Annotated in this window: 19 protein-coding genes and 1 pseudogene; 8 read left to right on the top strand and 12 right to left on the bottom strand. The window is 74.7% G+C overall.

All coding sequences use genetic code 11. From position 1 onward, the window contains the following. Positions 1-272 precede the first annotated feature (272 nt). The gene (locus IF89_RS0114375; protein ID WP_051807070.1) at positions 273-1,217 is read left to right on the top strand and encodes a pseudouridine-5'-phosphate glycosidase; all 945 of its coding nucleotides are present in this window, start codon (positions 273-275) and stop codon (positions 1,215-1,217) included. Next, positions 1,214-2,119 (top strand): carbohydrate kinase family protein, encoded by a 906-nt coding sequence (locus IF89_RS0114370; RefSeq protein WP_030766614.1) that lies wholly within the window; start codon positions 1,214-1,216, stop codon positions 2,117-2,119. Before IF89_RS0114375 ends, IF89_RS0114370 begins: the two co-directional genes overlap by 4 nt. A gap of 300 nt (positions 2,120-2,419) precedes the next feature. Here IF89_RS0114370 and IF89_RS0114365 read toward each other — a convergent pair whose 3' ends face one another. Continuing rightward, positions 2,420-3,067, bottom strand: coding sequence for a uridine kinase (locus IF89_RS0114365; RefSeq protein WP_030766612.1), 648 nt, complete (start codon positions 3,065-3,067; stop codon positions 2,420-2,422). A gap of 90 nt (positions 3,068-3,157) precedes the next feature. Here IF89_RS0114365 and IF89_RS0114360 point away from each other — a divergent pair, with 90 nt between their 5' ends. Next, positions 3,158-4,612, top strand: coding sequence for a WGR domain-containing protein (locus tag IF89_RS0114360; protein WP_030766609.1), 1,455 nt, complete (start codon positions 3,158-3,160; stop codon positions 4,610-4,612). Here the strand turns inward: IF89_RS0114360 and IF89_RS40780 are convergent. Further along, positions 4,576-5,148, bottom strand: coding sequence for a hypothetical protein (locus tag IF89_RS40780; RefSeq protein WP_158717865.1), 573 nt, complete (start codon positions 5,146-5,148; stop codon positions 4,576-4,578). The genes IF89_RS0114360 and IF89_RS40780 overlap by 37 nt on opposite strands. 118 nt (positions 5,149-5,266) lie before the next feature. Between IF89_RS40780 and IF89_RS42060 the strand changes: the two are divergent. Then, positions 5,267-5,938: pseudogene (locus IF89_RS42060) on the top strand (DUF2293 domain-containing protein); the annotation flags it as partial. 30 nt (positions 5,939-5,968) lie between these two features. On the opposite strand, the gene IF89_RS49625 reads toward IF89_RS42060, so the two are convergent. Next, positions 5,969-6,652, bottom strand: a complete 684-nt coding sequence (locus IF89_RS49625) for a chaplin family protein (RefSeq protein ID WP_420706914.1) — start codon at positions 6,650-6,652, stop codon at positions 5,969-5,971. Positions 6,653-6,799: 147 nt separating this feature from the next. Between IF89_RS49625 and IF89_RS0114340 the strand changes: the two genes are divergently transcribed. After that, a complete protein-coding gene (locus IF89_RS0114340; RefSeq protein WP_030766596.1) occupies positions 6,800-7,348 on the top strand; it encodes a hypothetical protein in 549 nt (182 codons plus the stop codon). Here the strand turns inward: IF89_RS0114340 and IF89_RS0114335 are convergent. The 3 genes from IF89_RS0114335 to IF89_RS0114325 form a co-directional block, all read right to left on the bottom strand. After that, positions 7,329-8,534 (bottom strand): SWIM zinc finger family protein, encoded by a 1,206-nt coding sequence (locus tag IF89_RS0114335; protein ID WP_030766593.1) that lies wholly within the window; start codon positions 8,532-8,534, stop codon positions 7,329-7,331. The two genes, IF89_RS0114340 and IF89_RS0114335, sit on opposite strands and share 20 nt — an antisense overlap. Then, the gene (locus IF89_RS0114330; RefSeq protein ID WP_078628297.1) at positions 8,531-11,407 is read right to left on the bottom strand and encodes a DEAD/DEAH box helicase; all 2,877 of its coding nucleotides are present in this window, start codon (positions 11,405-11,407) and stop codon (positions 8,531-8,533) included. Before IF89_RS0114330 ends, IF89_RS0114335 begins: the two co-directional genes overlap by 4 nt. Positions 11,408-11,500: 93 nt before the next feature. Continuing rightward, positions 11,501-12,814 carry a transcriptional regulator gene (locus IF89_RS0114325; protein WP_030766587.1) on the bottom strand — a complete coding sequence of 438 codons (1,314 nt, stop codon included), beginning with the start codon at positions 12,812-12,814 and terminating at the stop codon, positions 11,501-11,503. 182 nt (positions 12,815-12,996) lie between these two features. Here IF89_RS0114325 and IF89_RS0114320 point away from each other — a divergent pair, with 182 nt between their 5' ends. Then, positions 12,997-13,614, top strand: a complete 618-nt coding sequence (locus IF89_RS0114320; RefSeq protein ID WP_030766584.1) for a hypothetical protein — start codon at positions 12,997-12,999, stop codon at positions 13,612-13,614. Positions 13,615-13,698: 84 nt separating this feature from the next. Here the strand turns inward: IF89_RS0114320 and IF89_RS0114315 are convergent, their stop codons facing one another. The 4 genes from IF89_RS0114315 to rpsA all read right to left on the bottom strand — a co-directional run bounded on the left by IF89_RS0114315 (position 13,699) and on the right by rpsA (position 17,516). After that, a complete protein-coding gene (locus IF89_RS0114315; protein ID WP_030766581.1) occupies positions 13,699-14,085 on the bottom strand; it encodes a tetratricopeptide repeat protein in 387 nt (128 codons plus the stop codon). Between the two features lie 66 nt (positions 14,086-14,151). Next, complete coding sequence (coaE, locus tag IF89_RS0114310; protein WP_030766578.1) at positions 14,152-14,766, bottom strand: dephospho-CoA kinase; 615 nt, start codon at positions 14,764-14,766, stop codon at positions 14,152-14,154. Between the two features lie 99 nt (positions 14,767-14,865). Next, positions 14,866-15,804, bottom strand: a complete 939-nt coding sequence (locus IF89_RS0114305; protein WP_030766577.1) for a PAC2 family protein — start codon at positions 15,802-15,804, stop codon at positions 14,866-14,868. A gap of 203 nt (positions 15,805-16,007) precedes the next feature. Then, positions 16,008-17,516, bottom strand: coding sequence for a 30S ribosomal protein S1 (rpsA, locus tag IF89_RS0114300; protein WP_030766574.1), 1,509 nt, complete (start codon positions 17,514-17,516; stop codon positions 16,008-16,010). 353 nt (positions 17,517-17,869) lie between these two features. Here rpsA and IF89_RS0114295 point away from each other — a divergent pair, with 353 nt between their 5' ends. Next, complete coding sequence (locus IF89_RS0114295) at positions 17,870-18,718, top strand: class I SAM-dependent methyltransferase (protein ID WP_030766571.1); 849 nt, start codon at positions 17,870-17,872, stop codon at positions 18,716-18,718. A gap of 4 nt (positions 18,719-18,722) precedes the next feature. Next, positions 18,723-21,308 (top strand): ATP-dependent helicase HrpB, encoded by a 2,586-nt coding sequence (hrpB, locus tag IF89_RS0114290; protein ID WP_030766568.1) that lies wholly within the window; start codon positions 18,723-18,725, stop codon positions 21,306-21,308. Here the strand turns inward: hrpB and IF89_RS0114285 are convergent. Next, positions 21,295-22,278 carry a DUF3068 domain-containing protein gene (locus tag IF89_RS0114285; RefSeq protein WP_030766565.1) on the bottom strand — a complete coding sequence of 328 codons (984 nt, stop codon included), beginning with the start codon at positions 22,276-22,278 and terminating at the stop codon, positions 21,295-21,297. The genes hrpB and IF89_RS0114285 overlap by 14 nt on opposite strands. A gap of 14 nt (positions 22,279-22,292) precedes the next feature. Next, positions 22,293-22,433 (bottom strand): SPW_0924 family protein, encoded by a 141-nt coding sequence (locus IF89_RS44600; RefSeq protein ID WP_107047274.1) that lies wholly within the window; start codon positions 22,431-22,433, stop codon positions 22,293-22,295. Between the last annotated feature and the right edge of the window lie 435 nt (positions 22,434-22,868).

Raw genomic sequence — 22,868 nt, 5'->3', positions numbered from 1 at the left:
GGCACGGTGACCACAGCGTCCAGGAACGGACCGCCCCACGAGTCACCCTGTCCAGTCCGGCGGCAGGTCCCGACGCGGTGGTGGGCGGTGCGTCGAGGGCCCGGCCCTGCCGGGCCGCGAAATGCGCCGCGGTCCGCGTGGACGAGGTCGCGGCGGTCGGGGAGCCCGTCGTAGCAGCCGCGCCCGTCCCCGGGGGGCACTCCTCGGACACCTTGGGGCTGGTGCGACGGGAGTGCGTTTGGGGGTGCCGGTGGCGTGCCATGGATGGGGACATGTCACAGCAGAGAGCAACTGCATCCCCGTCCGGCGGACCGGTCCTGTCCGAAGAGGTGCGCGAGGCGCTCGACCGGGGCCGTCCCGTGGTGGCCCTGGAGTCGACGATCCTCGCGCACGGGCTGCCCCGCCCCCGCAACCTGGAGGTGGGCCTCGAACTGGAGGAACTGGTCCGCGCGGAGGGTGCGGTTCCGGCGACGGTCGCGGTCGTGGACGGCGTGGCCCGCGTGGGCCTGGACAAGACCCGGCTGGAGCGGATCGCGACCGGCGACGGCGTCCGCAAGCTGGGTCACCGGGATCTGGCCCCCGCACTGGCGACGGGCGCGACCGGGGCGACGACGGTGTCCGCGACCGCCTTCCTCGCGGCCGGGGCGGGGCTTCGCGTCTTCGCGACGGGCGGACTGGGCGGCGTGCACCGTGACTGGGCCCGTGCGCAGGACGAGTCGGCGGACCTCGCGCTGCTGGCCCGGACGCGGATCACGGTGGTGTGCGCGGGGGTGAAGTCCATCCTGGACGTGCCGGCCACGCTGCAGCGGCTGGAGACGCTGGGGGTGGGCGTCCTCGGGTACGGCACGCGCCGGTTCCCCGGCTTCTACCTGGCCGATTCCGGCGAGCCGGTGGACTGGACGGTGCACCGGCCCGAGGAGGTCGCGGCGGTGATGGCCGCTCAGGATGCCCTGGGGGCGGCGGAGTCGGCGCTGCTCGTGGCCAACCCGGTCGCCGTCGATCAGCAGCTGGACCCGGAGCTGCACGACCGGGTCCTGGCCGAGGCCCTCGCCGCGTGCCGCGAGCGCGGCATCACCGGCCAGGCGGTGACCCCGTTCCTGCTGGACTTCCTGGTACGGGCGACCGGCGGGGCCTCGCTGGAGGCGAACCTGGCGGCGGTACGCGGCAACGTGCGGCTCGGTGCCCGGATCGCCGGGGCCTGGGCGGCGCGGGCATGACCGCTGCGGGCGCGCTGCTCGTCGTCGGGGACGTGGTGACGGACGTGGTCGCCGTCCACACCGATCCGCTGGCTCCGGCCACCGACACCGCAGCCCGCATCCGCACCCTGCCGGGGGGCGCCGGGGCCAATGCGGCCTGCTGGGCCGCCCGTACGGGGAGCGCCGAGGTACGCCTCCTCGCGCGGGTGGGCACCGAATCGGCGCGGTGGCACGAACGGGCCCTGGTGGACGCGGGAGTGCGGCCCCGGCTGGTGATCGACCAGGAGGAGCCGACGGGGACGGTGGTGGCCCTCGTCGGGAAGGACGCGGAGCGGACCTTCCTGACCGACAGCGGGGCCTCGCTGCGGCTGTGCCCGGCCGACTGGGCTCCGTCGCTGCTGGACGGTGCGGCGCACCTGCACCTGTCCGGCTATCTGTTCTTCGCCGACCCCAGCCGGGAGCTGGCCCTGGTCGCGCTGCGGGCCGCGCGGATGCGGGGGGTGTCGGTGAGCGTGGATCCCGCCTCGGCCGGATTCCTCGCGGCGCTGGGTCCGCAGCGCTTCCTGGACGCCGTGGCGGGGGCGGGGGTGCTGCTGCCGAACGAGGACGAGGCCCGGCTGCTGGCCGGGCTGCCGGAGGGCGAAGGAGTGGCCCGTGCGGCGACGGCGCTGAGCCGGCGGGTGCCGCTGGTGGTCGTGACCCTGGGCCCGGCGGGGGCGCTCGTGGCCGAGCGCGGCCGGATCACGGCGGAGGTGGCGGCGGAGCCGCCGACCGAGCCGGTGGTGGACTCCACGGGCGCCGGTGACGCCTTCACCGGCGCCTTCCTGGCGGCCCGCCTGGACGGCGCGGACCCGCCGCAAGCGGCCCGCGCCGGCTGCCGAGCCGCGGCCCGCGCCATAATCCACCCGGGAGGCCGCCCCTAACCCGTCCCCTTCCGGCCCCGTCTTCCAGCCTCGGCGGCGTTCGAGGTCTTCCGGCCCCGCCGGCGTTTGAGGTCTTCCAGCCCCGCCGGCGTTTGAGGTCTTTCAGCCCCCGCCGGCGTTTGAGGCGCGGGGATGGGGGCGGAGCCCCGGTCTCTCAGCCCCGCCGGGGCTTGAGGCGCGGGGCCGGGGGCGGAGCCCCGGTCTTTCAGCCCCGCCGGCGTTTGAGGCGCGCGTCCGGGGTGCCCGGGGCACGGGGAAGGGGGCTTCGCGCAGCGGCATCCGCACCCCCACCCCGCACGCTCACCGCCCCCGCACCCCCGACCACGCGGGATGCCGGGCATCATCGGCCCGCACCACCACATCGGCGGCGGACGCCGGATCCACCTCCGCCTCGTACCGGGCGAACGCCGCCCCCGTCCACCGCTCGGACTCCGGCGTCCGCCGCGCCAACGCCCCCGCCGAGAGCCGGACGTGCACGCTCAGGTCGAACGGGAACCACCGCCCCAGCAGCAGCGGCCCGTGCACCACCAGCACACCCCCGGCCGGGAGGTCGACGTAGGGGCTGCGCGTCGCCCGGTCGGTCACCGGATCCCACAGGTCCGGCAGCACCCGCCCCGTCCCTCCCGGATCGGTCGGCGCGAACACCTCCCGCCACAGCGCGGCCGTGTCGTACCAGCCGTCCAGGTACGCGTCCACGTCCCGCCGCCCGAACTCGAAACGGAGGGAGGCCGGCCGCAGGAAGCCACCGGTGGGCACGACCACGACCGCGCGCCCGCGCAGCCGCAGTTCCTCCGCGAGCAGCCCGGCGAGGGTGCCGGTGTCGGCGGCGGGCGCGCCGTCGATGCCCACGCGCTGCCGGCCCTCCGGCGCGGGGGCGCGGGCGGGGTCGTCGAGGTGGCCGGCGAGCCGCTCGGCCATCCGCTGCCATGTGATCGCTTCCCACTGCACCGGCCCATTGTCAGTGGTCGGCCCTAGCTTTTCTCACGAGGGATCACCGCGAAGGGCGCCGGTGGACCGGCTTTCGGGGAGGGGTCTGCCATGGCTCGGGAGACGACGTATCTGGAGCTGTCGCAGGACGGCGGCGGGGCACACAAGTTCTACGAGGTGGCCGTGGACGGCACCGTCGTCTCCGTGCGCTACGGACGCATCGGCGCGCCGGGCCAGTTGCAGAGCTCTTCCTTCCCGACCTCCGAGAAGGCGCGGGCGGCCGCCGCCAAGAAGATCGGCGAGAAGGTCCGCAAGGGGTACGCCCCGGCCGTGCAGGGGCAGCGGGCCGCGCGGGCGGTGACGCGCCGCCAGGTGGCGTCGGCGCCGTCGACGGCGCGTGCCGTCGCCCCGGTGCTGTGGCGCTTCCGGACCGGCTCCGCCGCCTTCGGCATCCACGTCGACGAGGACCGCTGCTGGGTCGGCAACCAGGCCGGTGACGTCTACACGCTGAGCCACGGCGGTGAGGTGCTGGCCCGCTATTCGCTGCCCGACGGGGTGAAGTGCCTGGTGGCGGACGAGTTCTGGATATACGCGGGCTGTGACGACGGCACGGTGTACGACCTGTCGTCGAAGGTGCCCTTCGGTGCCTACGCCATCGCGGCGGACGTGGACATCTACTGGCTGGACATCCGTGAGGGCGTCCTCAACGTCTCCGACGCGAACGGCGGCCTGACCGTCATCGACCACGAGGACGAGCACCAGTGGTCGCGGAGGTCCGCCGGGACGGGGGCGTGGATGGTCCGGGCCGACGAGCGGGCGGTCTACCACGGGCACAGCGGCGGCGTGACGGCCTACGCGGCCGACGGCACCGGGCAGTTGTGGCACAGCGCCACCCCGGGTGGTGTCCTGTTCGGCTGGCAGGAGGAGCACTCGGTGTATGCGGGTACGGTCCGCAACACCGTGCAGCGGCTGTCGAAGGCCTCGGGGGCCACGGAGGCGGCCTACCGGTGCGACGCGGCGGTGTATTCGTGCGCGACGTCGCCCGACGGCCGGCACGTCTTCGCGGGCGACTCCTCCTCCTCCGTCTACTGCTTCGACGCGGACGGGAACCGGCTGTGGAAGCTGGGGACGGGCGGCGGGTCGGCGCTGTCGATGCAGTACCTGGAGGGGCGGCTGTACCTCGTCACCACGGACGGTTCCCTGGTGTGCGTGGACGCGAGCGAGCAGGCGATCGCGGCGGCGCAGCAGGGTTCGGTGCCCGCGCCGATGGACGTGAAGTCGGCGGCGGCGCTACCGGTGTTCACACCGGCGGCTTCGGCCTCGGCGGTGGCGACGGTCTCGATGGCCTCGGTGGCGGCGGGACCGGCGGGCGGTGTGGTGGTGGAGTGCGTCCAGCAGGGCGGCCGGATGAGGGTGCAGGTCGTGTCGAGCGGCTTCGAGCCGACCTGGCACGTGCAGTTCCCGCGGGGGATCCGGGAGGCGGGCGCCCGGTATGTGGTCGACGGCCTGCACGCGGCTTCCGGGGGCTTCTACCGGGTGCGCGGCGAGATACGCCGACTCGTGTGAGCCGTACCGGCCGGCACGTGCGGCCGGTACGACCCTGTCGCTACGGCCTGGTCGGTCTGGTCGGCCTGCTCGGACAGCTTGGCCGGCTCGGCCGACTGGAACGGCTCGACCGGCTCGAACGGCTCGGGCAGCGGCTCTTGGGCGGCGTGGTGGCGGCAGACGTCGTGGGTGGCGCCGGCAGGGGCCGGCACGGGTATGGAGAAAGGGGTGCCCTCGGGCAGCCGGGGGGTCACATGGAGGACGACCGGCTCGGTGCCGAGGTTGTGCCCGAGGTGTATGTGTCCGCTGCCCGCGGGTTCCACGAAGGAGGTCCCGGGCCGGTGCACCTCGACGGTGAGGTCGTGCAGGACCCGGGTCAGGGTGCCGGCCAGGACGACGGCGTCGAGTCGCACCCGGTGGAAGTGCCAGCCGGTGCAGCCGCCCGGCGGGATGACGATCTCCCGGCCCTCGGGGACCGTGGTGACGCATGCCCTGCCGGTGCCCATGCCGAAGCCGGTCACCGGCGGCCGTGCCGTCGTCGTCCGCCGTGCGCCCATGTGCTCCTCCTCCGTGGACCGGCCCCCGCGGTCCATGGTCCACGGCCCACCGTAGGAGTGATCAGGCCGATCCAGGAAGAGTGGGTGAAACCTCAACCGCCCTTCGTCACCAGGTGATATGAGGGTGGGAGAGCGGTATCACACCTGTATGAGCCTGGTCGTGTTCGAGTCCGTGAAGCAGATCCACTGCGCGGAGTGCCGACAGGGGCCGCTCCGGCACCTGGTGCGCGAGGCCGGTGTGCCCCGCTGCCTGGACTGCGCGGATCTGGGGCACCTCGTCTACCTCCCCCGCGGGGACGCGGCGCTCACCCGCCGTGCTCACCGCGGCAGTTCGCTGTCCGCCGTCGTCGTCCGCTTCCACAAGCGGCGCCGCCGCTACGAGCGCCTCGGGCTGCTCGTGGAGGAGGCCGCCCTGGCCGGCGCGGAACGGGCCTGTCTCGCCGACTCCGAGGCGCGGGCGCGGCGCCGCGAGCGGGACCGGCTGCGCCGGGCCGCGCAGGACGTCCGCTTCACCGCGGCGTTCGCGGCGGAGATCGTGCGGTTGTTCCCCGGCTGTCCGGCCGACAGGGCTGTGGCGATCGCCGCGCACGCCTCGTTGCGCGGCAGTGGCCGAGTGGGCCGCACCGCGGCCGGGCGGGCCCTGGACGAGACGGCGGTCGCGGTGGCGGTACGGGCTGCGGTACGGCACACCGATACCGAGTACGACGCGCTGCTGATGGCGGGTGTCCCCCGCTTCGCGGCGCGTGCCCGGCTCGCTCCGCGGATCGATGCCGTCCTGGACGGATGGCGCGCGATGCCCCGGAGTGAGCCGGTGACGGCGCTAGTTGACCCGGAAGCGGCGATAGAGCACGAGGCCGCCGAGCAGCAGGGCTCCACCGGCGGGCAGGAGGTAGCCGACGGCGTCGGCACCAGTGTGGGCGAGCGCCTCACTGTGCCGGGGCGGCTCGGGCGGGGTGACGCGGGTGACGGGTGAGGTCGGCGTGGTCGGGACGGCCGGGGTGACCGGCTTCTCCACGACCGGCGGCTGAACGGGCGTGCCGGGGCCGGGCTGCTCCGCGTTCACCGACGAGTTGCCGTGCGAGGGGTTGCCGATGCCGACGACGTTGACGGAGTTGCCGCTGACATTGACGGGCAGGTCGACCGGGAGCTGGATGCCGTTGCCGGACAGCACCCCCGGGGAACCGTTCGTACGGCCGTCCGCGGTCGCCCCGCCACCGTTGCCCGCGGCCGGCGTCGAGCGGTGTGAGGTGCTCTGCCCGGCGTGCGCGCCACCGCCCTGCGACGCGTTCGCACAGCGGTTCCCGGCGGCCGGGTTCAGCAGGCCGACGACGTTCACGGTGTTGCCGCACGCGTTGACCGGTACGTCCACCGGCAGCTGCACCAGATTCCCGGACAGCAGACCGGGCGAGCGCTCGGCCGTGCCGCCCGCGTCCGCGTCGGCGTGGGCGAGCCCGCTCACGCCCGCGACCGCCAGGCCGCCGCCCGCGACGACCGCCGCGATCAAGCCATTTCGACGACTGTGACGCATCACTTTCCTGCCTTCCGGTGGATTTCGGGGCCTCGCCCCGCACCGGAACAACGCTGCAAACCCATACGGGTTATAGAAGCGGTAGGCATTTCACTCAATCGTGTACTGGGTACTGGGTACTTCATGACTGATCGCCCGCTGCTCCTCCTCGATGTGGACGGCCCGCTCAATCCGTTCCGTTCGCCCTTCGCCGGACTGCGCGGGTACAAGAGCCATCGCATGTGGCCGGAGGTCTGGCTCTCCTACCGGGACCCGGAGTCCCGCAGGGCCCGGCGCGGCGCACGCATCCGCCTCCACCCCTCCCACGGGTCCCGGCTGCTGGCCCTGCCCTTCGAGCTGGCCTGGGCCACCGCGTGGACGCACCGGGCCAACACCCTGATCGCCCCGCACATCGGGCTCCCCGGTGACCTGTCCGTCGTCGAATGGCCCGAACTGTTCGCGAAGGACCCGGACGGCCTGTCCTGGAAGACCCGCCACCTGCGGGACTGGGCGGCCGGCCGGCCGTTCGCCTGGGTCGACGACATGATCACCCCGCATGACCGGGCCTGGGTCGCTGCAAACCATCCCGCGCCGGCCCTCCTGCTGCGCATCCACCCGCGCCACGGCCTGCGGGACCGCGACTTCACCGCGCTGACCCGGTGGGCGGAGGGCCTCAGCCCCGCAGGGCGGTGACGGGGTCCGGGGAGGGGCTGCCCGTGGGCCACCAGTCCTCGTCGCCCGGGCGGGACTCGTAGGCGTACCAGAGGCCGTCGCGGCCGAGCCGGAGCTGCCGGGTGCGGGATGTCAGGCGGTTGCGGTCGGGCCGGAAGGCGCCGTGCGCCGCGGCGAGGAGCGTCGGGCGGGCCCGGTCGAAGGGGCCCGCCGGCGGGTCCCAGGCCTCTTCGAGCGCGGCGAGGGCGGGGCGGCCGCCCTGGCGCCAGGCCGCAGCCGCCCGCGCCAGGTCGGTGGTGGTGCGTCCGGTGGCGCGGGCCAGATCCCGGTACAGGGTGCGGGCAGCGCCGGTGAGGCCGGCCGTCGGGTGCGCGGAGGCCAGCCGTACGGCGTCCTGCCAGAGGGAGAGGCCCGCGATCGGGTCCTCGCCGGTGGTGAGCAGCGCGAGGGCGCGGGCGGCCGCATCGGAGGCGAGCTGGTCGAGGGCCAGCGGGTCGGGGGCCGCCGGGTCGGCCGGGTAGGCGGGCGGAAGACCGGGGGCCGCGGGCACGGCGAGCGGCGCGGGCAGCGGCGGCAGCACGCTGCGGGCGAGCGCCGCGCGGGCGGCGACCGCGGGGAAGTCCGGTGCCGTACGCGGCTGTTCGCGTGCGGCGTGGGCGGCGTTGCGGCGGGTGAGGTCCTCCAGGAGCTCCCGTTCGCCACGGCCCCGCAGGAGCAGCAGGACGAAGGGGTCCTCGTCCAGGAGGCGGGCCGCGCGGTAGCAGAGGGCGGCGGCGTGCTTGCACGGCGGGCGCCCGACGTCCGGGCAGGTGCAGTGGGGGACGAGCTCGCCCGCTCCGGGCAGCACGGTCCCCGCCAGCGTCCGCGGGACCTCCCGCTCCAGGAGCGCGCCGAGGGCAGCCGGGTCGGCCGCGACGTCTTCCAGCAGCTCGCTCCACCGCCCGTCGGGGAACGGCGGCAGGGTCAGCTCCGTACGGTACGGACGGGGTCTGCTGCCCCGGACGTACGCGACGATGCGGCCGGGGGTTACGGTCACGGCGCCGACGTGCCCGGCGGTGGCATAGCTGCGGCCCCGGGCCAGCCGGGCCGGGTCGTGGGCGACCTCCTCCAGGGCCGACACCCAGGCCCGGCCCCACCAGCTCACTGCCTCCACCGCGGCGGGCACCGTCTCGAAGGTGCGGCGGCGGTCGTCCCGCGCGGTGATCATGCGGGCCTCCGCAGGGAGACGAGGTCGGCGAGCTCGCGGTCGGTCAGCTCCGTCAGTGCCGCCTCGCCGGAGCCGAGGACGGCGTCGGCCAGAGCCCGCTTCGCCTCCAGCATCTCGGCGATACGGTCCTCCACGGTGCCTTCCGCGATGATCCGGTGGACCTGTACGGGTTGGGTCTGGCCGATGCGGTAGGCGCGGTCGGTGGCCTGTTCCTCGACGGCCGGGTTCCACCAGCGGTCGAAGTGGACGACGTGGCCCGCACGGGTGAGGTTCAGGCCGGTGCCGGCCGCCTTGAGGGACAGCAGGAAGACGGGCACCTCGCCGGCCTGGAAACGGTCGACGAGCTCCTGGCGGCGCGCCACCGGCGTCCCGCCGTGCAGCAGTTGGGAGGCGATGCCCCGGGCGGACAGGTGCCGCTCGATGAGCCGGGCCATCGTCACGTACTGGGTGAAGACCAGCACCGAACCGCCTTCGGCGACGATCGTGTCCAGCAGCTCGTCGAGCAGGGCCAGCTTGCCCGAGCGGTGCGCGAGCCGGGGCCGCTCCTCCTTGAGGTACTGCGCGGGGTGGTTGCAGATCTGCTTGAGCGAGGCCAGCAGTTTCATGATCATGCCGCGTCTCTCGATGCCCTCGCTCGCCCCGATCACGGCCATCGCCTCGTCCACGGCGGCCTGGTAGAGGGAGACCTGCTCGCGGGTGAGGGACACTGGGTGGTCGGTCACCGTCTTGGGCGGCAGCTCGGGCGCGATGCCCGGGTCGGACTTCTTGCGCCGCAGCAGGAACGGCCGGACGAGCGCGGCCAGCCGGGCGACCGCCGCCTCGTTGCCGCCGTCCTCCTCCTGCTGGTGCTCCACCGGTCGGGCGTGGCGGGCCCGGAAGGTGGTGAGCGGACCCAGCAGCCCCGGTGTGGTCCAGTCGAGGAGCGCCCACAGTTCGGAGAGGTTGTTCTCCACCGGCGTGCCGGTCAGCGCCACCCGGGCCGGCGCGGGGATCGTGCGCAGGGCCTTCGCGGTCGCCGAGTGGGGGTTCTTGACGTGCTGGGCCTCATCGGCGACGACCATGCCCCAGCGCTGCTCGGCGAGCAGGGCGGCGCTGGCGCGCATCGTCCCGTAGGTGGTGAGCACGAAACCGCCCGGGCAGGACGTCAGGTCCTCGCTGCTGCGGCCGCCGCCGTGGAAGCGGCGCACGGGGGTCCCGGGCGCGAATTTCTCGATCTCCCGCTGCCAGTTGCCCAGGAGGGATGCGGGGCACACCACGAGCGTCGGCTCGCTGCGGTTGCGGTGCAGGTGCAGCGCGATCAGGGTGACAGTCTTGCCCAGGCCCATGTCGTCGGCGAGGCAGCCGCCGAGACCGAGGGAGGTCATCAGGTCCAGCCAGGCCAGGCCGCGCGCCTGGTAGTCGCGCAGGGTGGCCCTGAGCGCGGCGGGCTGCGCGAGCGCGGCCGGCTCGCCCGTGAGTCGGTCCCGCAGGGCGGCCAGCGCACCCACGGGCACCGCTTCGACGGGCTCGCCGTCGACCTCGGCCGTCCCCGACAGGACGGTGGCCAGCGCGTCCACCGGGTCGAGGAGGCCCAGTTCCCGTCGGCGCGCCTTGCGCACCAGCTCCGGGTCGACCCGCACCCACTGGTCGCGCAGCCGCACGACGGGGCGGTGGGCCTGCGCCAGCGCGTCCATCTCGCCCGGGGTGAGTCGGTCGCCGCCGAGGGCCAGCTCCCAGGAGAAGGCGAAGAGGTGCTCCGCGTCGAAGAAGGCAGTCCCGTCGGTGGCGGACCCGGGCGCGGTGGCCCTTACGACGGCGGTGGCGGACAGCGTACGGGCCAGGTCGCGCGGCCAGTGGACGACGACCCCGGCGGCCGCCAGCCGGTCCGCGGCCACGCCCAGCAGGTCCTCCAGCTCCGGGTCGGACAGGGCGAGGACGTCGGGCACGGGCTGGTCCAGCAGCCGCAGCAGCGGGGGCCAGACCCGCGCGGCCCGGCGCAGCGCGAGCACGGCGTCGATACGGGCGCGGGGTCCGAAGCCGGCCCCCGCCGTGCCGGCCCACAGCTGGTCGGCGTCGGTGACGAGGGTGGGATCGGCGAGGCTGTGCACCTGGACGACGGCGGCGCCGGCGCGCCGGGTCTCCTCCCCCTCGGCCTCGTCGAAGAGGCGGAAGGCGGACAGGTCGAGCCGGAGCGAGAGCCCGACTCCGGTGTCGGCTCCGGCCGCGACCTGGGCGGCCCACTCCTGTATCCCGGGCACCCGCTGCGGTTCCCGCGCGGCGAAGGGGCGCCCCGCGGCCACGGCCGCCGCCGGGGTTCGGGGCAGGCTGTCGGCGACGGCGTCGAGGAACGCGCGGAGCAGCGCCTCCGGTTCGGGCAGCTGGAGGGGGCGGCGGCCGGCGAGGGGCGTCGCGTGGCCCTCGGGGGGCAGGGCTGCGGCGACCGCCCGCAGGTGGGCGATGTCGTCGGCGTCGAGCGGCCCCGCCCGCCAGGCGTCGACGCCCTCGGGGGTGAGGCCGGGGAGCAGCCGGCCGCGTGCGGTCAGGGAGAGGGCCTGAGCGGCGGCGGTGCCCCAGGCCCGGGTGGCGGGGTGCGCCCAGGGGCTGTGCGGGGCCCGGGCGAGCAGGGGCAGCGCGTCGGTGACGGAGAAGGCGACCGCGGGCACGGTCCGGCTGCGGACGCCGCTGCCGTGCGGCCGGACGACGGTGAGCGGACCGGGTGTGCCCGCCTCCGGCAAGGGGTCCCCGTCGGGCGACCAGAAGGCGACCCGTCCTTCCCGGGGGACGGCGGAGGGCAGGAAGACGGCGGCATGGCGCAGCAGCGCGGACGGCTGCGGCTGCGCCGGCCGCTGCCGCCATGTCTGCGTGTGCGTCTGCGTCTGCGTCTGCGGTGCCATGCTGTTCCCCCTCCCTCACGATGTCTCAGGGGCCTTCCGGCCCTCGACCACGAGTCTAGGTGTGACCCCTGACAATGCCTCTGACCTGCTGATTCAGCGGGCCCAGCGGCCGAGTTCCACGGCGTACCCGTAGACGGGCCGGCCGGCGGCCGCGCTGGTGCGCAGCGGGCGCCCGCCGTCGTCGAGGCGCAGGGTGCCCGAACCGGCCGGCGAGGTCCACCGCAGGTCGAGGGACCAGTCGCAGTCGCAGCCCGTCGTGACGGCCCGCACCCGCAGGACGGCCGGCTCCTCGGCGGACACCCGCATCGGGAAGGCCGGGGCCGGCAGCCGGTTCGCGGCGTCGTTCCCGGCGACGGGCCGGGCCAGCGGGCGGGGGGCGTCGAGGTTGACGGCGAAGACGGCCGGGGTGAGTCCCCCTCCGCAGCCCTGCGACATCTGGTAGACGTTCCAGGCGGGCGGGGTACGGCGCGCGGCCACCCGTACCTCCAGTCCCTCCAGGACCACCGCACCCGCGCCGGTGCCGTGCAGGGTGAACTCCACGATCTGGTCCCCCGCGTGCACGGCGCGCTGCGCCGACGCCCAGGCCGGCGCGTCCGCCTCCACGGGCGGCGCAGGCACCGATGCGGGACCCCGTTCGGACAGGTAGGCGTGGTCGCAGCCCGCGGCCCACACGTGCGCGCGCACCGCCGCTTTGAGGGGGGCTCGCTGCGCCCCGCCTGCGGCCGACGCCGACGGCCCGGCGCCGGTCGGGACCTGGGCCGTGGCCGGCCCGGCCGAGGGCGCCGAGGGCTGCGCCCGGCCCGCCCCGGGCTCCGTCGGTGCCGCGCCGGGCACCCCCGGGGCCGACGGCGCGGGGGCGGATCCCTCGGGCCCCCGGCTGCCGGTCGCCGATACGGACGCCGCTCCGGCGCGCGGCGTACCCGGGTCGGGTCCGGTCAGCACCGTCAGCGCCACGGCGCCGCCGACCGCCGTCAGGGCCGCGGCAGCGGCGACGGCCGCCCTGCGCCGGTGCCGGGCCGGGCCGGCGCCCGGTTCCACGGCAGCCCGCCCCACCCCGGGCTCCGCCGGCCGCCGCCCCTCCGGCGGCGGTCCCTGCGGCACCGGTTCCACCGGTGCGGGCTCCACCGGGGCGGCCGCGCCGGTGCGGACGGGCCCCGTACCGGCCGACCGCCGGGCGTCCGCCAGCAGCCACGCCCGGTGCAGGTCCACCGCCTCCGCCGCCGAGGCCCCGCACGCCCGCGCGAAGCGGTCCACCACCGCGAACTCCACGGGCACTGCTTCCCCGTGGCAGTACCGGTGCAGCGTCGACGAGCTCGTGTGCAGCCGACGTGCCAGGACGCCGTAGCTCAGCCCGCCGCGCTCCTTCAGGTCCCTCATCAGCCGTGCGAACTCCTCGGCCTCACTCACGGCGCCCCTCCGCGTCCCCGTCCCCGTCCCGCGGGTCCGTTCCATGCGTCGGATGTTCCCCCAGGTGACAGCGCGTACGAGCGTTCCAGTGTCCCGATTTCGCCCCGAACCGTGGCGGTGCGCCCCGGGCGGGGAACAGGCTCGTCAGGCACACCGGTGCCACATCAACGGGGAGAACCGACATGTTCCGACGTACCGACGCCGCCGCCACCCTCGCCACCGCGCTGGTCGCAGCGGCCGCCACCCTCGCCCTGACGACGTCCACCTCCGCCGCGGCCGCCGGCGCTCCGGGTTTCCTGGCCGGCACCGACCTGCCGCCGCACCCCACCTCCCCCTGGTACGCCGGCCGGATCACCCCGGGGCTGCCCGAGACGGCGCCGTTCTGCCTGGACGGGGTGCTCCCGGCGGCGGGCAGCTGGCACCGCGCGTTCGGCACCGATGTCGACACGGGTGCGGTGCAGGTCTCCGTACGGTCCGCCTCACCCTCCGCGGCCGCGAAGCTCGTGGGCACGCTGGAGCGGAAGGTCGCCGCGTGCGCCGCGGACTGGCTGCGCACGGCACCGGGCGGCACGGCCTCGTGGCAGGACTACGGGACCCTGCCCGTGGAGGAGGGCGCGCACGTCTACGGGGTCCACACCTCGGTCCCGGAGTCCGAGCCGGGCGTGCACCTGTACGGGATCGGGCGCGACGGCGCGACCGTGACCGTCGTGGCGTGGGGGCAGATGGGAGACCTGTCGCAGGCACCGGTCCCCGCCTTCCGGCAGACGACCACGAAGGCCGTGCACAAGCTCAATCCCTGAGCGGCCGAGGGCCCGTCCGGGCCGGCGCGACAGGAGCCCGCCGGGCCCGGCAGGCCCGGCGGGGCAGCAGCCCGGCCGGGTCGGTCAGGCCTGTTCGTCGAAGCGGGCCGCGGCCAGGTACTCCGGCTGCGGGTCGAGCGCCGCGGCCAGCCGGAAGTGCTTGCGCGCCTGCTCGGGCCGGCCGGCGCGCTCGTGGGTCCGGGCGAGCGCGAAGTGGGCGAAGGCGTTGTCCGGTTCCCGCTCCAGCACCAGCTCGAACTCCTGCTCCGCAGGACGCAGTTGGGCGGCGGCGAAAAAGGCCCGGGCGCGCAGCAGCCGGGCCGCCGTGTTCTCCGGGTGGGCCGCCACGACCGAGTCGAGCAGCTTGACCGCGCCGCGCGGGTCGCGTGCGGCGAGCAGCTGCTCAGCCGCTCGGAAGTCGATGACGTGTGTTTCCGGGCTGGACGGCGTGGGACGCGCGGTCTCGGACACGGTATGGATCCTTCCCTCTACCGGCCCCTTCAATGCCGCCGCCCCGCCCGGTATTCCGCGCACCCGTCAGGCGGTGCCGCTGCTCGCCGCCGCCCGTGCGGTGAGTTCCTCCCACACCTTGCGCACCTGCGGCTCCAGCGCTTCCAGGGGCCCGTCGTTGTCGATCACGAGGGTGGCCACCGCCAGCCGCTGCTCGCGCGTGGCCTGTGCGGCCATCCGGGCCCGGGCCTCGTCCTCGTCCATGGCCCGCAGCCCGGTCAGCCGGGCCAGCTGCGTCGACGGCGCCGCGTCCACCACGACCACCAGGTCGTAGAGGGGTGCGAGGCCGTTCTCGGTGAGCAGCGGTACGTCGTGCACGACGATGGCGTCGGGGCCCGCGGCGGACTCCAGCTCGGCGGACCGGGCTCCGACCAGCGGGTGCACGATCGCGTTGAGCGTCCGGAGCCTGTCCGGGTCCGCGAACACGATGGAGCCCAGCTTCGGCCGGTCCAGGGTTCCCTCCGGGGTGAGCACCGCCTCCCCGAAGGCCTCGACGACGGCCGCGAGCCCCGGCGTACCGGGCTCCACGACCTCCCGCGCGATCCGATCGGCGTCGACGACGATCGCCCCGTACCCCGCCAGCAGTCGCGAGACCTCGCTCTTGCCGGCACCGATTCCGCCCGTCAGGCCCACCTTCAACATGCCCCACACCCTAGGTCCTGTCCGCAGCGTCCCGCCTGCCCGCCCCCCGGGCGGCCGGGGCTCCTGTGCGGACGCAGCCCCGGTGGTGCCTTCCGCGCGTCAGTTCTCGCCCTCGCGCTCCGCGAGGAACCGCTCGAAGTCGCGGCCGATCTCGTCCGCCGACGGGAGCTCCGCGGGCTCGGCGATCATGTTGCCGCGGGTCGCGGCGCCGGCGGCGGCGTCGTACTGGTGCTCCAGCCCCTGCACGAGGCCGACCAGTTCCTCGTCGCCCTCACGGATCTGCCGGTCGATCTCCGTCTGCGTACGGTGCGCCTCGGTGCGCAGCGCGTGGGCCACCGCCGGCAGTACCAGGCCGGTGGCCGCCGTGATCGCCTCCAGCACCGTCAGCGCCGCGTCCGGGTAGGGGGAGCGGGCGACGTAGTGCGGTACGTGCGCGGCGACGCCGAGCACGTCGTGCCCGGCCTGGGACAGCCTGAACTCCACCAGGGACTCGGCGCTGCCGGGGACCTGGGCCTCGTCGAAGGGGCTGCGGTGCCCCGGCATGAGGTCGGTCCGGTTGCCGTGCGGGGTGATGCCGACGGGCCGGGTGTGCGGGACACCCATCGGGATGCCGTGGAAGTTGACCGAGAGCCGGACCCCGAGCCGCTCGACGATCTGCCGGACGGCGACGGCGAACCGCTCCCACTCGACGTCCGGCTCGGGGCCGGAGAGCAGCAGGAAGGGGGCTCCGGTGGCGTCCTGCACCAGCCGGACCTCCAGCCGGGGCTCCTCGAACTCCGCCCAGTGGTCGCGTTGGAAGGTCAGCAGCGGACGGCGTGCCCGGTAGTCCACGAGCCGGTCCGCGTCGAAGCGGGCGACCACCTGGTGGGGCAGGGTGTCCAGGAGCCGCTCGACGATCTGCTCGCCGGCCTCTCCGGCGTCGATGTACCCCTCGAAGTGGTACAGCATCACGAGCCCGGCCGAGTCCTGGGCGACCGCCAGGTCGGCCACCGCCAGGCCCTTGGCGTCCCATTCGTACAACCCCTGTGGATCAAGCACCGCCACCACTCCTCCTCGCCTCGTTCTCTGCGATGAACGTCCGGGGCGGCACCGCCATTCCCCGGTCGGCCCCCTTCACAGGAACGCAATGGATCACATGGCGACGGCGGGGAAAGGCGGTGAGGCCCGCCCCCCGAAGGGGACGGGCCTCACCGTCGTGCTCGTTCAGCTCTGCTCACACCGGAGTGCGATGCGCGCTGCGATCAGCTCTGGCCGCCGGCCAGCTTCTCGCGGAGCGCGGCCAGGGCCTCGTCCGACGCCAGGGCGCCGGAGGTCTCGTCCGACTCCGAGGAGTAGGAACCACCCGAGATGCCCGCACCGGCGTTGCCACCGGCGGCCGGGGCGGCAGCGCCCTCGGCGGCAGCGGCCTCGTCGGCCTCGCGGCTCTTGATGACCTGGGCCTGGTGCTGCTCGAAGCGGGTCTGCGCCTCGGCGTACTGGGTCTCCCAGGCCTCGCGCTGCTTCTCGTAGCCCTCGAGCCAGTCGTTGGTCTCGGGGTCGAAGCCCTCGGGGTAGATGTAGTTGCCCTGGTCGTCGTAGGACGCGGCCATGCCGTACAGGGTCGGGTCGAACTCGACCGACGCCGGGTCGGCACCGAAGGACTCGTTGGCCTGCTTCAGGGACAGCGAGATCCGGCGACGCTCCAGGTCGATGTCGATGACCTTGACGAAGATCTCGTCGTTGACCTGGACGACCTGCTCCGGGATCTCCACGTGGCGCTCGGCCAGCTCGGAGATGTGGACCAGACCCTCGATGCCCTCGTCCACGCGGACGAACGCACCGAACGGAACCAGCTTGGTGACCTTGCCGGGGACGACCTGGCCGATCTGGTGCGTGCGGGCGAACTGCTGCCACGGGTCCTCCTGCGTCGCCTTCAGCGACAGGGAGACACGCTCGCGGTCCATGTCCACGTCGAGAACCTCGACGGTGACTTCCTGACCGACCTCGACAACCTCGGACGGGTGGTCGATGTGCTTCCAGGACAGCTCGGAGACGTGGACCAGACCGTCGACGCCACCCAGGTCCACGAAGGCACCGAAGTTGACGATCGAGGACACGACGCCGGAGCGGACCTGACCCTTCTGCAGGGTGGTGAGGAACGTCTGGCGGACCTCGGACTGGGTCTGCTCCAGCCAGGCGCGGCGGGACAGGACCACGTTGTTGCGGTTCTTGTCCAGCTCGATGATCTTCGCCTCGAGCTCCTTGCCCACGTAGGGCTGGAGGTCGCGGACACGGCGCATCTCGACCAGGGAGGCCGGGAGGAAGCCGCGGAGGCCGATGTCGAGGATGAGACCACCCTTGACGACCTCGATGACGGTACCGGTGACGATGCCGTCCTCTTCCTTGATCTTCTCGATCGTGCCCCAGGCGCGCTCGTACTGGGCGCGCTTCTTGGACAGGATCAGACGGCCTTCCTTGTCCTCCTTCTGGAGAACCAGGGCCTCGATCTCGTCGCCGACCTTGACGACCTCGTTCGGGTCGACGTCGTGCTTGATCGAGAGCTCGCGGCTCGGGATCACGCCTTCCGTCTTGTAACCGATGTCGAGCAGGACCTCGTCCCGGTCGACCTTCACGATGACGCCGTCGACGATGTCGCCGTCGTTGAAGTACTTGATCGTCTCGTCGATCGCGGCGAGGAAGGCTTCCTCGTTACCGATGTCGTTGACCGCTACCTGCGGAGTGGTAGAGGTGGTCTCGGTGCTGCTCGTCATGTGGGAAAGGGCTCCGGTTACGGACAGAAAGTCGTAGGTACTGCTACGCCGGGAGCCCTTATCGGCATCTGCCGAAGAAGCCGGACAGCCAAGGAAGCCCCTGTTCCGCCAAGACGGGGAGGCCTCGAAAACCGAGGGGACATCAACAGATGCAAGCGCAGCCTGCTAGGTCTGAGGAGCACAGGCTCGCAGCGCAACTTGTAGCATACGGGGGCGGCCGGACACGGTCAATGCGCGAAGGCCCACAGCCCGGGCGGATCACCGCACAACCGGCACAATTCATGGGCAGGAACGCCGCGATGGCGCTTCCGGCCACATTCCCAAGACACTCGCAGACTACGACGACGGGCCCCATGAACCAAGAGGACTACGCCCCCGAAGACGCCGACGCGGCCGATCCGGGGTCCCCGGACGACGCGGAGGCCACGCGCCGTGACGCGGGGGAAGCGGAGAGCAGCCGGGCGAGCCGCAGCTGGTGGGACCGCAACGCCGACGCGTACCAGAGCGAGCACGGCGCCTTCCTCGGCGACGACCGCTTCGTGTGGGGGCCCGAGGGGCTCGACGAGGCGGACGCGGGCCTGCTCGGCCCGGCCGCCTCCCTCAAGGACAAGGACGTGCTGGAGATCGGCGCCGGCGCCGCCCAGTGCTCCCGCTGGCTGGCCGCCCAGGGCGCCCGCCCGGTGGCCCTCGACCTCTCGCACCGCCAGCTCCAGCACGCCCTGCGCATCGGCGGCGACGTGCCGCTGGTGGAGGCCGACGCGGGCCGGCTGCCCTTCCGCGACGGCTCCTTCGACCTGGCCTGCTCCGCCTACGGCGCCGTCCCCTTCGTCGCGGACCCGGTGGCCGTCATGCGCGAGGTGCACCGCGTCCTGCGCCCCGGCGGCCGCTGGGTGTTCTCCGTGACCCACCCGCTGCGCTGGGCCTTCCCCGACGAACCGGGCCCCGAGGGGCTGTCCGTCTCCGCCTCCTACTTCGACCGCACCCCGTACGTCGAGCAGGACGAGCAAGGTCGTGCGGTGTACGTCGAACACCACCGCACGCTCGGCGACCGCGTCCGCGACGTGGTGGCGGGCGGCTTCCGCCTGCTCGACCTGGTCGAACCGGAGTGGCCCGGGTGGAACAGCCAGGAGTGGGGCGGCTGGTCCCCGCTGCGCGGCAACCTGATCCCGGGCACGGCGATCTTCGTCTGCGAGAGGGCCTGATCCCTTGATCCGCCGAGCCGCCCTCGACGCCCTGCCCGTACGCCAGGCCCTGCCCGGGCTCCTCGCGGCGCTCGGCGCGCACGGCACCGCGGTGCTGTGCGCGCCGCCGGGGACCGGCAAGACGACCCTGGTGCCGCTGGTCCTCGCGGGCCTGGTGGGCGGCGGACCGCGGCGGCGGGTGGTCGTGGCCGAGCCGCGGCGGATCGCCGCCCGGGCGGCGGCGCACCGGATGGCCTGGCTGCTCGGCGAGCGGGCCGGCGGCGCGGTCGGCTTCACGGTGCGCGGCGAGCGGGTGGCCGGCCCCGGCACCGTGGTGGAGGTGGTGACGACCGGGGTGCTGCTCCAGCGCCTCCAGCGCGACCAGGAGCTGGCGGGCGTCGACGTGGTCGTCCTGGACGAATGCCACGAGCGGCACCTGGACGCCGACACGGTCGCCGCCTTTCTCCTCGACGTACGGGAGACGCTGCGTCCGGAGCTGCGGCTGGTGGCGGCCTCGGCGACGACGGACGCCGCCGGCTGGGCGAGGGTGCTCGGGGGTGCGCCGGTGGTGGAGGCCGCGGGCGTCTCGTACCCGGTGGAGACCGTCTGGGCGCCCCCGGCCCTTCCGGTGCGGCCGCCGCACGGGATGCGTGTGGATCCCGCGCAGCTCGCCCACGTGGCCTCGGTGGTGCGGCGGGCGGTGGCGGAACGTTCCGGTGACGTGTTGTGCTTCCTGCCCGGTGTCGGGGAGATCGCCCGGGTGGCGGGGCAGCTGGGCGGGGTGGACGCGGAGGTGCTCCAGCTCCACGGCCGGGCCCCGGCCGCCGTGCAGGACGCGGCGCTGACGGCCTCGGACCACCGCCGGGTGATCCTGGCGACGGCGGTGGCCGAGTCGAGCCTGACCGTGCCCGGGGTGCGCGTGGTCGTGGACTCGGGCCTGGCCCGCGAGCCGCGCGTGGACCATGCCCGCGGGCTGGGCTCGCTGGCGACCGTACGGGCCTCGCGTGCGGCCGGGCGCCAGCGGGCGGGCCGGGCGGGCCGTGAGGCCCCGGGTGTGGTGTACCGGTGCTGGACGGAGGCGGAGGACGGCATGCTGCCGGCGTTCCCGGCGCCGGAGATCCGCATGGCCGACCTGGCGCAGTTCGCCCTCCAGGCGGCGTGCTGGGGCGACCCGGACGCGGCCGGGCTGGCGCTGCTGGACGCGCCGCCGGCCGGGGCGATGGCGGCCGCACGGGAGGTGCTCGTGGCCGTCGGCGCGGTGGACGCGGCCGGGCGGCCGACGCCGCGCGGGGTCCGCATGGCCGGGCTCGGGCTGCACCCGCGGCTGGGCCGGGCCCTGCTGGACGGCACCGCCGAACTGGGCGCACGTCGGGCGGCGGAACTCGTGGCGCTGCTGAGCGAGGAGCCGCCGCGCGAGTACGGCGACGACCTGGCCGCGGCCTGGCGCCGGGCCCGAGCGGGCACCGACGCCTACGCCCCCCGCTGGCGCGCGGAAGCGGCCCGCCTGGAACGCGCCGCCGCTCCTGCGGGGCGTACGCCCGCCACCGGATCCACATCGGGATCCGCGGCCGGGGCCGGGGCCGCGGCCGGGGCGCGCGGGGCGGGGCGCGGTCCCGGCGGGAGTACCGCCCCGGACGACGCCGCCGCCGGCCTCGTGGCCGCCCTGGCCTTCCCCGAGCGGGTCGCCCGGGCCAAGGGGGCGGGGGCTTTCCTCATGGCCTCCGGGACCGGGGCGGAGCTCGGTGAGGGCTCGGGGCTGCGGCACGCGCCCTGGCTGGCCGTCGCCGTCGCCGACAGGCCTGCGCACTCCGCGGCCGCACGGATCCGGCTGGCCGCGGTCATCGACGAGGACACCGCTCGGGCGGCCGCCGCGCATCTGCGCGCCGACGCCGACGAGGTGCGCTGGCAGGACGGGGACCTGGTCGCCCGCGCAGCGCAGCGCCTCGGGGCGATCGAGCTCGCCGTGCGCCCGCTGCGCAACCCGGACCCGGCGCTCGTACGGGCGGCGCTGCTCGACGGGCTGCGCACCGAGGGGCTCGGCCTGCTGCGCTGGACCCAGGACGCGCTGGCGCTGCGGGCCCGCCTCGGCTTCCTGCACCGGACCCTCGGCGGCGCCTGGCCGGACGTGGCCGACGACGCAGCACTGCTGGCGCGGGCGGACGACTGGCTGGAGCCCGAGCTGTCCCGGGCCCGGCGCCGCGCCGACCTGGCCCGGATCGACGCCGGGCAGGCCCTCGGCCGGCTGCTGCCGTGGGCCACCGGCGAGGCGGCCCGGCTGGACGAGCTGGCGCCCGAGCGGATCGAGGTCCCCAGCGGTTCCCGGATCCGCGTCGACTACACGTCCGACCAGCCGGTGCTGGCGGTCAAGCTCCAGGAGTTGTTCGGGCTGGCCGAGACCCCGCGGGTGGCGGGGGTTCCCGTACTCGTCCACCTGCTCTCGCCGGCCGGGCGCCCGGCCGCGGTCACGGCCGACCTCGCCTCCTTCTGGCAGGGCGGATACCCCGCCGTGCGCGCGGAGCTGCGCGGCCGCTACCCGAAGCACCCCTGGCCGCAGGACCCGGCCTCGGCCGAGCCCACCCGTCACACCAACGCCCGGCTCAGGCGGTCCTGACCCCTTCCGCCTCTTCCCGTGCACGGCGGCCGCGTGCCTCCAGCCACAGGGCGGTCCCGAGCAGGAGGAGGCCTCCCGCGGCCAGGCCGGCCGGGGCGTAGGTGTGGAGCGCGAGGATCTTCGCCCGGTTCGCCTTGACCAGGGCGACGGTGTGGTCGGAGTAGTCCTCGCGCAGGGTCACGTGCCCGGCGAAGGCGGTGAGCCTGCCGTCGGGGCCGCCCGAGGCGATGCCGCCGCGCATCTCCTGCTGGATGTCCTGCTCGGCGTTGACGGGAGCTCCGGTGACGGGGTCGACCCAGAAGCGCACCGTGGCCGTGTACCAGAGGGTGGTGCCGGTGGCCGCCTCGATCGTCGCCGGGTCGATGCCCTCGATCGGCATCTTCTTCGGCATCGCGACCTTGGTCCACGGGACGGTCTGCTCGAAGTAGTAGACGTCCATGCCCTTGAAGCGGCGCGGTCCGACGTAGTGGATCGGCGAGGAGGTGCGGGTCTGGGCGTCGAAGTAGAGGTAGTCGCGCGGTTCGGTGAAGAACGGCCATTTGAACTCGATGCCCTCGCGCTTGACGGGGTCGCCGTCGACCATCTCGCCGGTGGCGTGCACGGGGTCCTGGGTGTGCGCGTCGAAGATGTAGCGCTCGGGGATCTGCGAGACCATCCTGCCGTCGGGGCCGATGATGTGGGAGAGGGTGTCCCAGACCACGACGTCCTTGCCTGCGCTCGCCTCGATCTCCTTCGACGCCTCCACGTTGCCCTTGAGGGTCTGGACGATGGTGACCTTGTCGACCTTCTTGGGCTGCATGCCGCCGGTGTAGTCGAGGAGGGTCGCGTCCTTCGCCTCCAGGACCACCTCCTGGTACTGGTTCGGCGGGATCTTCGCGAGGCGCGGGTACGCGTACCAGCGCAGCAGCGGCGCGAGGGCCGCGCAGAAGACGGCGAGGGCCAGCAGGACAAGGCTCGCTCTGCGTCGCACGGCCGGGCCCTCCTCTACTTTCCGGGCGCGGGGGGCGCGGTGGTGAGCAGGGGCTTGGGGGAGGTCTCGCCCTCGGGCACCCCGAACGCCGTGATGGCGGACACGAGGGCCAGCGCGGCCGCGAGGCCGATGACGGCGGCGACGAATGCGCGCATGCCGGTGCTCCGGAATCTGATGAGGCGTCAGAGATGGGGCACCGTAGCAACGCCGGGGTGAGATGAGAACCGTCGTGGCGGTGCCGCCGCCCCCCGGCGCGGGGCGGGGCGCGGCCTCTTCCGGGGCCCCGGCGGGGTGTGCCCGCAGAAGCCGGGAGAAGGGGCGTCGCGCGTGCCCCGGGCCGTCCGGCGGCCGCGACCGACCGCGGCCCCGCCCTGGGCGGGCTTCCTACGGTACGGACGGGGCCGACCCGGACGCGGCGGGCGTCGGGGCGTCGGGGGTGGGCGAGGGCTTCGCCGACCGCGTGGCCGTGGGCCGCGCAGTCGGGGCCGTCGTGGGGGCCGGAGACGACGTGGGCTGCGGCGTGCGCGTCGGGCTCGGCGTCGGAGTCGGCGTCGGAGTCGGAGTCGGAGTCGGGGTGGGGGTGGGCGTGG

The sequence above is a fragment of the Streptomyces sp. NRRL F-2664 genome, from assembly GCF_000719345.1.
Classification (GTDB): Bacteria; Actinomycetota; Actinomycetes; order Streptomycetales; family Streptomycetaceae; genus Streptomyces.
This window is presented reverse-complemented; position numbering and strand designations above follow the sequence as displayed.